The sequence below is a fragment of the Serratia sp. UGAL515B_01 genome, from assembly GCF_033095805.1.
Classification (GTDB): Bacteria; Pseudomonadota; Gammaproteobacteria; order Enterobacterales; family Enterobacteriaceae; genus Chania.
Genome location: NZ_CP109901.1, coordinates 2,419,779 through 2,433,303, shown reverse-complemented (window position 1 = coordinate 2,433,303; position 13,525 = coordinate 2,419,779). Strand labels below are relative to the sequence as shown.

At 49.9% G+C, this 13,525-nt stretch carries 12 protein-coding genes; 5 read left to right on the top strand and 7 right to left on the bottom strand.

Annotated features, from left to right (window positions below; genetic code table 11):
- The first annotated feature begins 303 nt into the window (after positions 1-303).
- From OK023_RS10935 to ypfH, 3 genes are all read left to right on the top strand, one after another.
- A complete protein-coding gene (locus OK023_RS10935) occupies positions 304-1,179 on the top strand; it encodes a neutral zinc metallopeptidase (RefSeq protein ID WP_317692756.1) in 876 nt (291 codons plus the stop codon).
- Positions 1,180-1,235: 56 nt separating this feature from the next.
- Positions 1,236-3,248 carry a tRNA(Met) cytidine acetyltransferase TmcA gene (locus OK023_RS10930; RefSeq protein ID WP_317692755.1) on the top strand — a complete coding sequence of 671 codons (2,013 nt, stop codon included), beginning with the start codon at positions 1,236-1,238 and terminating at the stop codon, positions 3,246-3,248.
- A gap of 99 nt (positions 3,249-3,347) precedes the next feature.
- Entirely contained in the window at positions 3,348-4,031 is a 684-nt protein-coding gene (ypfH, locus tag OK023_RS10925; RefSeq protein ID WP_317692754.1) for an esterase, read from the top strand.
- A gap of 127 nt (positions 4,032-4,158) precedes the next feature.
- Here ypfH and OK023_RS10920 read toward each other — a convergent pair whose 3' ends face one another.
- Genes OK023_RS10920 through OK023_RS10905 form a run of 4 tightly spaced genes read right to left on the bottom strand, consistent with a single transcriptional unit; the run spans position 4,159 to position 6,507 of the window.
- Positions 4,159-4,344 carry a YpfN family protein gene (locus OK023_RS10920; protein WP_317692753.1) on the bottom strand — a complete coding sequence of 62 codons (186 nt, stop codon included), beginning with the start codon at positions 4,342-4,344 and terminating at the stop codon, positions 4,159-4,161.
- Positions 4,345-4,346: 2 nt separating this feature from the next.
- Positions 4,347-5,021: a M15 family metallopeptidase gene (locus OK023_RS10915; protein WP_317692752.1), complete on the bottom strand. Its 675-nt coding sequence runs from the start codon at positions 5,019-5,021 to the stop codon at positions 4,347-4,349.
- Positions 5,018-6,145: a succinyl-diaminopimelate desuccinylase gene (dapE, locus tag OK023_RS10910; protein WP_317692751.1), complete on the bottom strand. Its 1,128-nt coding sequence runs from the start codon at positions 6,143-6,145 to the stop codon at positions 5,018-5,020. The genes OK023_RS10915 and dapE overlap by 4 nt, the downstream gene beginning before the upstream one ends.
- Entirely contained in the window at positions 6,142-6,507 is a 366-nt protein-coding gene (locus tag OK023_RS10905) for an ArsC family reductase (RefSeq protein WP_317692750.1), read from the bottom strand. The genes dapE and OK023_RS10905 overlap by 4 nt, the downstream gene beginning before the upstream one ends.
- Before the next feature lie 362 nt (positions 6,508-6,869).
- Between OK023_RS10905 and ypfM the strand changes: the two genes are divergently transcribed.
- Positions 6,870-6,929, top strand: coding sequence for a protein YpfM (ypfM, locus tag OK023_RS19215; RefSeq protein ID WP_138106377.1), 60 nt, complete (start codon positions 6,870-6,872; stop codon positions 6,927-6,929).
- Positions 6,930-7,045: 116 nt separating this feature from the next.
- Here the strand turns inward: ypfM and acrD are convergent, their stop codons facing one another.
- Positions 7,046-10,183 (bottom strand): multidrug efflux RND transporter permease AcrD, encoded by a 3,138-nt coding sequence (acrD, locus tag OK023_RS10900; RefSeq protein WP_317692749.1) that lies wholly within the window; start codon positions 10,181-10,183, stop codon positions 7,046-7,048.
- A 260-nt stretch (positions 10,184-10,443) separates the two neighbouring features.
- Here acrD and OK023_RS10895 point away from each other — a divergent pair, with 260 nt between their 5' ends.
- Entirely contained in the window at positions 10,444-10,722 is a 279-nt protein-coding gene (locus tag OK023_RS10895) for a helix-turn-helix domain-containing protein (protein WP_317692748.1), read from the top strand.
- Between the two features lie 26 nt (positions 10,723-10,748).
- Here OK023_RS10895 and narL read toward each other — a convergent pair whose 3' ends face one another.
- Positions 10,749-11,381, bottom strand: a complete 633-nt coding sequence (gene narL / locus OK023_RS10890) for a two-component system response regulator NarL (RefSeq protein ID WP_317697651.1) — start codon at positions 11,379-11,381, stop codon at positions 10,749-10,751.
- A 197-nt stretch (positions 11,382-11,578) separates the two neighbouring features.
- Positions 11,579-13,261: a nitrate/nitrite two-component system sensor histidine kinase NarQ gene (narQ, locus tag OK023_RS10885; RefSeq protein WP_317692747.1), complete on the bottom strand. Its 1,683-nt coding sequence runs from the start codon at positions 13,259-13,261 to the stop codon at positions 11,579-11,581.
- Positions 13,262-13,525: the final 264 nt, after the last annotated feature.

Genomic DNA, 13,525 nt, shown 5'->3' with positions numbered 1-13,525 from the left:
GAACAACGCCGTAATACGCTCAAATACCTGCAATCCTCCGGAACGTTTCCTAAAAGCTTGACCTTTGTATGGTCTGGCTTGATGGTGGACGACGTTATCATTGGTAATTAAAGGGCGCAGACAGGGTGGTCTCTTGTGCGGATATTCTGAGCAATGAGCCTCTAGTGGGTGAAAATCATCCAAGCGCGTCCTTCGCAGCATCGTTTCTGACTATTTCGCTGAATTACTCTCTTTCCGCTGTCTACAACACCTTATAATGATAATCAGTGAGCGATTGTTAGAAATCTAATTTGGAGTTTATGTATGCGTTGGCAAGGGCGTCGGGAAAGTGACAATGTTGAGGATCGTCGCGGTCAGTCTTCTGGACTTGGCGGCGGTATAGGCGGGGGCCGTGTTCCGATCCGCGGCAAAGGGGGGCTCGTCGTCCTGGTTGTGGTACTGGTTGCTGGCTATTATGGCGTCGATCTGAGCCCATTGCTGAATGGCGGCGATCTACCACCGCAGCCACAGCCACAGCAGCAAAGCGTTAGGATCAGCCCGAAGGATGATGAACAGGCTAAATTTACCTCGGTGGTACTGGCATCTACCGAAGATACTTGGCAAGAAATATTTCAGCAGATGGGGAAACGTTATCAAGATCCCAAGCTGGTGATGTACCGGGGAGTTACGCGTACCGCTTGCGGGACCGGCCAATCTGTTATGGGACCATTCTATTGCCCTGCGGATGGTACGGTATACATCGATCTGTCTTTCTATCAGGATATGAAAACCAAACTGGGAGCTGGGGGCGATTTTGCTCAAGCTTACGTGGTGGCGCACGAGGTTGGGCACCATATTCAGAATCTTCTGGGGATTGAGCGTAAGGTACGCCAAATGCAGCAGGGTGCGAGCAAGGTGGACATTAATCGTCTATCGGTGAAAATGGAGTTGCAGGCTGACTGTTTTGCTGGCGTTTGGGGCCATTACGCAGAGAAGCAACAAATGCTGGAAGCCGGTGACTTGCAGGCTGCACTGAATGCTGCGCAGGCGATTGGCGATGATCGCTTGCAGCAACAGAGTCAGGGGCGCGTTATACCAGACAGTTTCACCCATGGCAGTTCAGAACAGCGATATACGTGGTTCAAGCGGGGATTCGACAGTGGCGATCCTAATGTCTGTAATACTTTTGCTTACCGCTGATCCTTCTAAGTGCCGGTATTTATTATCGGTACATTTCTTTCAGGTCTGACATTCCAATGTTACAGGCAATGCAAAAACGTATGCAGCGACAGGGCATACGCCGCTTGTTGGTGATGAGTGGTGAAACACAATGGAGCCATGCTCAAGCTCGGCAACTCATGGCACTGTTGCCTGGTGATTGGCCATGGGTGGGGAGCGATGCTCCTGCTGACGTTAAGGCCGGGCCAAGCAGCAGTGTGAAAACGCTATTGGGGCAAGAGCGGTTACATGCGGTTTTTGACGCATCACAAGCGCTGGATGTAGAGGCGCTGGCTCAGCTTTGCGGAACGTTACGTGCTGGCAGTTGGTTACTATTACTCGTGCCAGCTTGGCGGCATTGGGCGCACCAACAAGATGGAGATAGCCTGCGTTGGAGTGACTGTTCGCAACCTATCCCGACACCGAATTTTATCCACCATCTGCAAAGGCAGCTTTCGGCTGACAGTGAAGTGTCTGTTTGGCATCAAGGTCAACCATTGCAGTTGGCGCCTTTGCCAATACGTCCAGACTGGCAAGCGCCACAGGGCGAGCCTAGCGAGGAACAACAGAAAATATTGGCCCGGCTGCTTGAGGCAGAGAAGGGGATCTGGGTACTGACTGCTGCACGTGGTCGAGGGAAATCAACGTTGGCAGGCATGTTGATGGCCGCCAGCAAGTCGACCTGTTGGATCACTGGGCCGAGTAAAGCGGCTACCGAAGTTGCCGCTGAGTGGTCTAAGGGCAAGGCACAATTTTGGGCTCCTGATGCGTTATTACAACATTGTGCTGAACACGCGGCGGCTGATGCCGATTGGTTGCTGGTGGATGAAGCTGCGGCGATCCCTAGCCCTCTGTTACAACAACTGGTTAGTTATTTTCCGCGCGTATTGTTGACTACAACGGTGCAGGGGTATGAAGGCACTGGACGAGGGTTTCTATTGAAATTTTGTGCTGCTTTGCCGCAGTGGCAATCGCTAAGCTTACAGCAGCCAATGCGTTGGGCCGCAGGGGATGCTTTGGAACGTATTATCGATAATGCGCTGTTGTTCAATGAAGAATCCGTCTGGCGAGCCACCAGCTCCTCATTGGCTATACAGCATATTGAACAGGCCGAATTGTGTGCCATCCCACAGCGTTTGCAGCAATTTTATGCGCTGCTTTGCAGTGCTCATTACCGCACCTCGCCACTGGACTTGCGTCGATTGATGGATGCCCCAGGCATGCATTTCAGCGCGGCATCGCAAGGGGAAGATATTGTGGGGGCGTTGTGGTTGGTGGATGAGGGCGGATTATCTGATGAATTAGCCCACGCGGTGTGGGCGGGCAGAAGAAGACCGCGTGGTAGTCTGGTGGCGCAATCCCTTGCTGCGCACAGTGGGCAATGGTGGGCACCGACGTTACGTTCGCGTCGTATAACCCGCATTGCGGTATTACCTGAATTACGCCAGCAAGGGGTTGCCAGCCGTTTAATTGAACAACAAAAACAACGCTCACAGGGGCTAGATTTTCTCTCTGTCAGTTTTGGCTATACCGAAGCTTTGTGGCGTTTCTGGCAATCTAATGGGTTTACCCTGGTGCGCATTGGTAATAAACCTGAAGCCAGTAGCGGTTGCCATACAGCCATGGCACTGCTGCCACTCAGTGAGCAAGGGGATAATCTGTGTCGTGCGGCGAGCAAACAGCTGGCGCGTGACTGGCGGTGGTTGCAGCAGCACAGTAGCCTCCAACTCACTGTTGTTGATGATAATAGCGATCACTATTTGAATCAGGAAGACTGGCGGGAACTGGCTGGCTTTGCTTTTGCTCATCGGCCATTAGAAGCCAGTCTAGGGGCCCTACAGCGCTTGCTGATGGCAACTGAATTGCACTGCGCGGCATTGCGCAACTATTTGCAGCAAAAGCAGACTGTCGCGCAATGTGTTGTCTCTCATGGTTTAAGTGGCCAAAAAGCACTGTTACATCTCTGGCGGCAAGAGACAGCCCAGGCTTTGCAACAACTCAATGCTCAACATTGTCATTATTGGTATCAATGGTCGCAGTCATTGCAATAAATGGAACGAGTTGTTCAATAAAAACCGATTTTCCGGATTTGTCAGTGGCGTATAGTTACCGGCAGACGCTTGGTATACGGTCCGGCATAAGGAGTTTCCATGAAACATGAATATTTTGTTGTCCAAAGCCCTGCCACACCGGCGGAACAATTGATCCTGCTATTTCATGGTGTTGGGGATAATCCGGTGGCGATGGGCGAGATAGGCAGTTATTTCGCCAAAGAATTCCCACAGGCATTGGTTGTGAGCATTGGTGGTCCTTTTGTTTCCGGTCCTGGCCGTCAGTGGTTTTCTGTTCAAGAGATCACGGAAGCCAACCGTGTGCAACGCATAACCGAGGTAATGCCAACGTTTGTTGAAACCGTGCGTTACTGGCAACAGTACAGCGGTGTGAGTTATGCAGGAACGGCACTGGTAGGGTTTTCTCAAGGCGCGATTATGGCGTTGGAAGGTTTGAAGGCGGAATCGCAACTGGCTGGGCGCGTTGTGGCCTTTAGTGGCCGGTTCGCCCAACAACCAGAAACGGGCTTTGGCGAAACAGTGGTTCACCTTATTCATGGTGAAACAGATACCGTCATTATGCTGGAGCATGCCCGCGCGGCAGCTGCCGGATTACAAGCGGTTGGCTGTGACTTTACTTTAGATGTTGAGGACGGAGTCGGCCATGCGATTAATCAGGGAATGATGAACAAGGCTTTGGAACGTTTGCATTACTATGTGCCACAGCGTTATTGGGAAGAGGCAATGTTTGGCAAGCGTGGTGATTTGATCGCATTCAGATAAACGTCAGGGCGCAGCAGGCGCCCTGACATTGATGACAGAATCGTTTTCTAACCCGAGATACATTGGAGTGGGCTCTCCCTCATCATGGGTTTCGTCACAAACTGAGAGTGCAATATGCGTCCTAAGGTTATTTCTTCTTCGGCCAATCGTCCTCATCATCCCATTGAGCATTATTATCGCGGTGAGGCGGGATTTTGGGTTTATGAGTGAGAAATTTTTTATGGTCAAGGCGGCGTAATTCCTTGATCCCATTCAGGACCATGCCAACCAATATAACCAGAATGATCCACCAATAGTCAGCTAACCATTGCATATTTATGCCTTTCCCTCATGGTGTATAAAACGCGTAAATATCGATGGTAAATGCTCTTCGAGCCATTGTGCACCGGCCACGTCCTTGTCCCGCCAGGATGCTAGCAGTAGCTCAGGCGTTAATAAATGCTCGGCCTCCTTTGCCAGTGGGCGGTAGCTCAGGTGCCAAGGTTCTACGGCGACGCCACCTTGGTTTTCGGTAAATGGGCGGTAGAAACCAAACTCGGCCATATGCGCAGCCATCCACTGATCCAGTAGATGGAAATAGCCGCCTTCTTGATATTCCCAAGGCTCTAACTGCAATTTTTTCCCTTCCGGCAGTAATGATGGGGCGTAGACATCCAGATCGCTGCCCCAGTGATGGCGGCTTGCGCCTGGCAGTGCCGACCAACGCAGGATAGCTTCACAACGCTCGGCCACCGGTAGCTGCATAACATCTATTGGTCGGCAATGTTCATTTAACACAGGGCGTTTACCGCAGAACTTGTCGTTCCAGATGGCCAATTGCCTGTCGAAATCACGAAAGGTACTGGCCGGTTGCAGATCCAAACCGGCTGCCTTTGCCGCCTGCTGCATGTGTTCAAAGGCGGCGACGGCAGCGGGTTGCAACCGATGGTGACCACTCAGCACGGCCAAGTGTTCCGTTGACTGGCCGGTCAGCATTTCCGGTGTCATCATGCGACCAATTGCTCCATGATACGTTGATACATGCGGCTGAGCAGTTGCAGATCTGCAGCGTGCACACACTCATTCACTTTATGGATGGTGGCATTAACCGGCCCCAACTCAACCACTTGGGCTCCCATTTGTGCGATGAATCGGCCATCTGAAGTTCCGCCAGTGGTCAGCAACTGCGGGGCTATTTCCCCATAGTGCTCCACCGCATTGACCACAGCGTCGACCAGAGCACCGCGTTCGGTAAGGAATGGTTGACCGGACAACCACCATTCGAGGCTGTAGTTTAATTGGTGGCGATCTAGCAGCTCCTGCACACGTTGTTTGATCATGCTGTCGGTGAGTTCAGTACTGAAACGGAAATTAAACTGAACAAGCATCTCGCCAGGGATCACGTTATTACTGCCAGTACCTGCCTGCACGTTAGCAATTTGCATGCTGGTTGGTGGGAAAAACTCGTTCCCTTTATCCCATTCAATAGCAACCAGTTCGTTTAGTGCAGGTATTGCGCGATGTACTGGATTATCTGCCAATTGTGGGTAGGCCACGTGCCCTTGAATGCCATGAATACGCAGATTGGCGGTGATAGAACCACGGCGGCCATTTTTCACCACATCCCCTACGCGCTCGGTGCTGGAAGGCTCGCCTACCAGACAATAATCAAGGCGCTCATTGCGTGCCATCAGGGCTTCGACCACTTTTACGGTACCGTGAGTGGCGCTGGCTTCTTCATCTGATGTGATCAGGAATGCCAGGCGGCCTTTGTGGTTGGGATTTGCTGCAACAAAACGTTCAGCGGCAACCAACATGGCAGCCAATGAACCTTTCATATCGGCAGCACCACGGCCATACAGCATGCCGTCTCGGATTGTTGGTTCAAACGGCGGGTGATCCCACTGCTTTTCATCCCCGGCTGGCACGACATCGGTGTGGCCGGCAAACGCCAGCGTTGTGCCATGACCACGCCAGGCCCAAAAGTTTTGTGTATCGCCAAAGTCCATCGGCTCAATGGTAAAACCAATAGCTTGCAGGCGAGCGATCATCAGTGCCTGACAACCTTCATCATTCGGACTAAGTGAAGGGCGCTTGATGAGTTGCTGTGCCAGTTCAATAACAGGGCAAATCATGAACTAACCTCGGAAATATATTGCTGATAGCTATCGGTACTGAATCCTAGCAGGGTATTGCTCTTGCCATCATCCAGCAGGGGACGTTTGATGATTGCCGGGTGTTCCAGCATTAGGGCAATGGCAGCATCGGGATTATTACACGCGGTGCGCTGCGCTTCGTCCAGTTTGCGCCAAGTGGTGCCACGTGTATTGAGCAGCGGCTGCCAGCCAAGACGTTCAACAAAACGCCGTAGGCGCTGCTCATCCAGGCCATCTGCGCGATAGTCGTGAAACTGGTAAGCAACTCCCTGTTCTTCCAGCCAACGGCGTGCTTTTTTAATGGTGTCACAATTTTTGATACCATACATGGTTAATGTCATAAGAAAAGCCTTCTGTGCATAAAACACCGGTAATGGCCGATGATAAACCGCGCGTGGCGGAAAAATGAAAACCAGCGGTCAGCATGCCGAAAAAAAGCAATGAGTTCCATACAGAATGACTTCGTTACGAGCTAAAAGCCAAAAATCATGACCGAGGAGCACAATTAATGGCGATACTCACCATTTTTCGAATGTTCCTGGCATTGACCACATGAGGGGATTAAATGCGTCTAGCTTGCTGATCAATCTAAAAAGGTACGTCATCCACGTTTTAATGGCGGGTATGGTTCCTAAAATGCTTCTTTTGGTTAAAAAAACAGCGTATAATTCTAGCCTCCAATGAAGGAGGTAGTTAAATTATTATGGTTGATCGTGAGTTAACAAACTGGAAAGACTTCATCGATGAGATGTTAGGCAACTAACACCGCGTTGGAGCTTAAATCAAGGCTGATTGTTTTTTATTTTAAACACCTTGGGTACAAAATTAAGTTTGTAATAAAGCAGCACCGGTTCCCCGATGCTGCTTTTTTTACGTCTGCTATTTGGCTTTTTTATCGTTAGATAGCGTTATCGCCTGTTTGCCTGGGAAACGTCGGCGTACTAAAACAAAGAATAGCGGTACGAAGAAAATAGCCAGTATGGTTGCAGAAATCATCCCCCCCATCACACCGGTTCCTACCGCATGTTGGCTGCCTGAACCTGCACCAGAACTGATCGTCATCGGTAATACCCCGAATATGAAAGCGAGCGAGGTCATCAGTATTGGCCGTAAGCGCATGCGCGAGGCCTCTAGCGTTGCTGCCATCAGATCCTTGCCTTTGTGGTTGAGTTCGCTGGCAAACTCAACGATCAGGATGGCATTCTTGGCTGACAAGCCAATGATCGTCAGCAGCCCAACTTGGAAATACACATCGTTTTCAAGCCCGCGCAGCCAGGTTGCGGTTACGGCCCCAATAACGCCTAACGGAACGACCAGCATGACCGAGAATGGAATGGACCAGCTTTCATACAGCGCGGCCAGGCACAAGAAAACCACCAGCAGTGAGATAGCGTAGAGGGCCGGGGCTTGGGAACCTGACAGACGTTCCTGGTATGACATTGCTGTCCATTCCAGGCCAAATCCGGCTGGCAGTTGGTGGACAAGTTTTTCCATTTCGTCCATGGCGGTTCCAGTACTGACACCGGCAGCTGCCTCCCCCACAATCTCTACGGCTGAACTGCCGTTATAGCGTTCCAGACGTGGCGAACCATATTCCCAGTGTGAAGAGGCAAAAGCGGAGAAGGGCACCATGCCACCGTTACTGTTGCGTACATACCATTTGTTAATATCTTCCGGCAACATGCGGAATGGAGCAGCAGCCTGCACATACACCTTTTTTACCCGACCACGATCAACAAAGTCGTTAACGTAACTGGAACCCCAGGCTGTTGACAGGGTGTGATTAATATCACTGATGGAAACACCTAAGGCTTGTGCTTTGCGCTGATCGATATCGATTTGCAGCTGTGGGCTATCATCAAGGCCGTTATGACGAACGCGTGACAGTTGGACGTTTTGTCCTGCCAGCCTTAGCAATTGATCCCGAGCTTCCATAAGCTTGGTGTGCCCCAGACCAGCGTGATCTTCCAACTGCATGTCAAAGCCAGAAGCATTACCCAATCCGGTTATTGCCGGTGGACTGCTGGCGAAAACCCGTGCTTCATTGATTCGGCTAAAAGCTTTGGTAGCTCGCTCTATAATATCGAATGAGCTATTGGCACCCGAGGTACGAAGCTCCCAATCTTTGAGACGAATGAACATTCGAGCAACGTTTTGCCCATTGCCTCCAGGTCCAGATCCGATAGTCGCGAAGACCGACAATACGTCTTCTTTTTCTTCGTTTGTGAAGTAGTGCTCAATTTTTTCCACCACTTTTGTGGTTTGTTGCAAAGTGGAGCCGACAGGTAACTGTACTTGTACAGTGAATACTCCGCGGTCCTCCTGTGGCAGAAATGAGGTTGGCAACTTAAGGAATAGCAGTGCCATACCGCCAAGCAGCAACAGATAAATGATCATGTAGCGTATACTGTGGTGCAGTACTCGTGCAACGCCCCGTTCATAGCGTTCGGTATTGCGTTGAAACATACGATTAAACCAGCCAAAAAAACCACGCTTGCCATAATGGTGGCCCTGAGCGATAGGTTTTAAGAGGGTGGCACACAGGGCGGGGGTGAGGATCACCGCCACCAGTACCGAAAGCACCATGGTAGACACGATAGTGATCGAGAATTGACGATAGATAGCTCCAGTAGTGCCGCCGAAGAAAGCCATAGGAATGAATACCGCGGAAAGCACTAGGGCAATTCCCACTAACGCGCCCTGGATCTGCCCCATGGATTTACGTGTTGCATCCCGTGGAGAAAGGCCTTCCTCACTCATCACTCGTTCGACGTTTTCTACTACCACAATCGCATCGTCCACCAACAGGCCAATGGCTAACACCATGGCAAACATCGTCAAGGTATTAATACTGTACCCGAAGATTGCTAGGATAGAGAAAGTGCCCATCAGTACCACAGGTACGGCGATGGTTGGGATCAATGTAGCACGGAAATTTTGCAAGAACAGGTACATCACCAGAAACACCAATACAATGGCTTCCAGCAGGGTTTTTACCACATCCTTAATTGAGGCTTTGACGAATGGCGTGGTCTCATAAGCAATTTTTGCCTCTAATCCAGGAGGGAAGTATTGTGAAAGTTCGGCAATTTTATCTTTAACCAATTGGTCGGTACGCAATTCATTAGCGCCAGAGGCCAGCTTGATGTTCATCCCAGTGGCCTGGAGCCCGTTATAGCGGCTGAGAAAATTGTAGTTTTCACTCCCCAATTCAATTTTCGCGACATCATCCAGCGTCACCAGGGAACCATCCTGGTTAACGCGCAGTGTAATTTGACCAAACTGCTCCGGTGTTTGTAATAGGGTTTGGGCGTTGATGGTGGCGTTGAGCGCCTGCTTATCGACAGAGGGGGTACCTCCTAACTGGCCCACTGCCACCTGAGCATTTTGTGCGTTGATGGCATTGACAATATCCTGTGTTGTGAGTTGATAACTGATGAGCTTGTCAGGGTCCAGCCAAATACGCATTGCATATTGCGAACCGTAAACGTCCATACTGCCAACACCATCGATACGGCTGAGTGGGTCCTGCAGGTTAGAGACGATATAATCTGCGATGTCTTGTTTGTCCATACTGCCGTCAGTGGAAACAAAAGCCAACATCATCAGCGTGGTATCGCCAGATTTAGATACTGACACGCCTTGTTGCTGAACCGCTTGAGGCAGGCGCTTTATGGCTGTCTGCAACTTATTTTGTACTTGTTGCATAGCTTGGTTGGGGTCGGTGCCGGCTTGGAAAGTCAGCGTGACTGAGGCCTGACCGGTATTGGTGCTTTGTGACGACATATACATCAGATCGTCGAGGCCGGTCATGTTCTGCTCAATAATCTGGGTAACCGTGTTTTCCAGCGTTTGCGCTGATGCCCCAGGGTAGGTAGCACTGATCCGCACGTTCGGCGGTGCCAGGTTCGGATACTGTTCAACAGGCAGAGAAAAAATCGCCAACGTTCCTGTAAGGCAAAGAATAATTGCCAAAACCCAGGCAAAAATCGGGCGGTCAATAAAAAAATTGGCCATGCGGCATGAACCTCGTTATGACTTGTTCTATCTTTGTCAGCATCAGTTAGGGGAATATCCATTGCCTGGAACTATCCAGACACTATTGCACTTTACTCGGGATACCAAGTGAAAGCGTGGAGAAAAAAAGGAGATAGTGTAAATAACCGTAGTAGAAATGCACACTTGCATACCCTATACAGAGAAAAAAATAACGTAGCTCGCGTTTTGCGTGCTCTGTGGGGAAATCGTCATGAAGTTCTGTCCAGCAGGAGTTTCGCATGGAAATTAACCCGGTATTTGCCCGTCGTCTTTATCTTTGCTGGCTTATCAGCCATTGCGAACGGCCCAATGTTCCTCACTTGATGGAGCTGACTGGTTGGCCGCGTCGTACTTTGCAGGATGTATTGAAAGCGTTGCCTGGTCTTGGTGTAGAGTTACAATTTGTTCAGCAAGGTATTCGTAACAATGCCGGTTATTATCAGTTGGCAAACTGGGGGCCGCTAAACAGAAGCTGGATTGACCAGCATCATCAGTATCTGTGCGCGGCCATCGGATAAATGTTCCCCGGCAAGCCGGGGCAGCATTATTGACTTTTATATTGCAGATACATCACCGTTGCTGCCACGCGTGAGCGCACGTCGAGTTTGCGCAACATATTGCGGATATGCACTTTCACCGTTTCTTCAGAAATATGCAGTTGTGTCGCGACCTGTTTGTTTGACAAACCACGTGCGACTTCCTGCAACACGTCGAGTTCACGCTCGGTGAGATCGGCAAAGGGATTGTGCTGTTCAGTGCGTGATGAAAGATAATCCGCGATTGCGGAGCTTATTACGTTCTTGCCTTCGGCAGCCGCACGGATCTGTTGCAGCAGTTGTTCAGGTTCGCTGTCCTTCAGCAAATACCCGTCAGCCCCAGCGTCGAATAACGCATAGACATCGTTGCGTGAATCAGAAACCGTTAATACGATAATGCGTGCATCCACGCTTTCGTCGCGCAGGGCTTTTAAGGTATCCAATCCTGAAAGGCCTTTCATATTCAGATCGAGCAAGACGATATCCGGCGTCAATTGCCCAGCCAGAGCAATGGCTTCGGTACCGTTGGTGGCTTCAGCCACCACGGTAAAAATCGGATCTAACCCAAGTAACTGCTTGATGCCTTGTCGCATCAGTGGATGGTCGTCAACGATCATGACTCTGTAATTTTTCATCACAATGAAACATGCCCCTTTAGCGAGTAAGACGAACCTGTGCCTATAAAGCGGAACCCATGAGTCCCTTAATTACCTCAGCCCTGAAGCATGCATACAATTAAGGGACACAGCCTAGTAATACTTATCGCAGCGGATCTGCTTGGCTGGGTACGGCACTGGTAATGAATAATAATCAGTGATAAACCATGCTGTAGGTGCTTTTATGGCGGAAAGTTCAGGCAAACTTCGGTGCCTCCTGCATTGCCATGCCTGATACTTAACGTTCCACCGAGACGAACAGCCCGTTCGTTCATAATGGTCAATCCATAATGGCCTTGCGGCTCGTTGAGATCCTCTATGCCAGAGCCATCGTCGCAAATTGTGACTTGATTATCTCCTGTCGGTGAGGCTTGGCAGTGGATGATAATGTTCTGCGCGTTGGCGTGTTTAATGGCATTGAGCACTGCTTCACGTACGATTTGTAACGTATGAACCTGTTGTTGTGCATTCAGTGCTTGCGAAGCGAGCTGACAGTTTACCTGGATCCGAGCACGAGTAAGAAGCTTTAATGGCTCTAACATCTGTTGCAATGCGGTGTTTAGATTAGCATCCTGAATGTTTAGGCGGAAGGTAGCCAGCAGTTCACGTAATTGGCGATAGGCGTCAGCTAATGCTCGATCAAAGTCATCAATAATCTCTCCTGCTTGTGCGGAATTTCCAGCCATAGTGCGTTTTAGCAAGGTTAGCTGGATACGAAGGAAGGTGAGCGCTTGTGCCAGTGAGTCATGTAGTTCACGGGCAATGGTGGCTCGCTCCTCCATCAGTAAGAGTTGCATATGCTCTTTCTGCGCTCGGTTAAAGTAAATTCCCCGGCTGAGCATATTTGCCACGCTTTGCATCAGATGTGGGTGTGGCGGATGTTGGTCATGTTGCCAACTCATGTTGCCCAGCAGTTTATTGTCCTGTGTAATGGCTAACTCATGCCAAGGCCAGTCATACTGTGGTTCACCAATGCTGAATTGCCATTGGTTGAGGTTGTCTTGCACATTTAACCGAATGCATTGCAGTTTTTCGCTTGCTCGAACGATATCCAAGACTTTTTCGAATGCAGATTGTTCGAGCTGTCCAGCTGTCAGTGCCTGAGAACATCGGAACAGAACTTCCAGTGTACGGTTGGCTTGCTGTAAACGTTCGGTTTTTTCCTGCACCTTTTGCTCTAGTGATTGATACAGTTTGGCTAACTCACCGGACATGGCAGTGAATGTCTGCGATAGCACACCCAGTTCATTGGGTAATGAAACATAAAGCGTTGGATGATTGAAATCGTGTTGTTGCATGCGCAGGCTAGCATCGACCAGATGTTTCAGCGGCGTAACGACCTGTCGGCGCATAAAACGAATACAAAACAGTACTAGGGCAATGATCGCAACGTAGCCCATTACGCTGATTGCCGCCACAATAGTCAGTTTACGTTCAGAATAACGCTGTAGTGCCAGCACAAAATGGTCGATCTGATTGACATAACGGGCTACGTTCTCTTGATACTTTTCTGGTGGGCCTTGTTGAATCTGCTTTTCCAGCGCTAGCCAGGATTGACGAAGCAACAGATATTTCTGTCGTACCTCCGCAGGGACGTAAAACCGATCTAGCTTGACCAGAGCAGGTGCCAGCAACGATTGCTGATATTGTACCAGATGTTTACGCAGTTCGCTGGAGCCGTTGGCGAGTTCATAAGCTAGACGATAACTCTGCATACGTAGCGAACCGGCAATATTTACTGCTTCAGCATCACGCAGGCTGCCGGCTACGGTAGTCAGCGCCAGCCCCGTAGACAGCACCGAAAGTATGACGATGCCGATCAGTGCTTTCGCCAGACTGCTGGTCACTGAACGTTTTACGAGCAAGGTATGTTTCCTTATTCTGTTGTCGGACTCAGTTTACAGGATTTTATTCGACGCAAAATTATAATGTTTGCAACCGAAATGTACCGTGATTTTCTCCAAATAGTCCTTAACCGAACAGTTGAGCCTCCGTTATATGGTTACGTAAATAACGAGGGGACGGAATAAAGTGGCTATAAACCTGCCAGAGGTTGATCTGGCGCAACTTCTCCTACTATTTACCTATTAAGAGTGATTATCGCTATTCGAGTTTTCAGCCTATTTTAT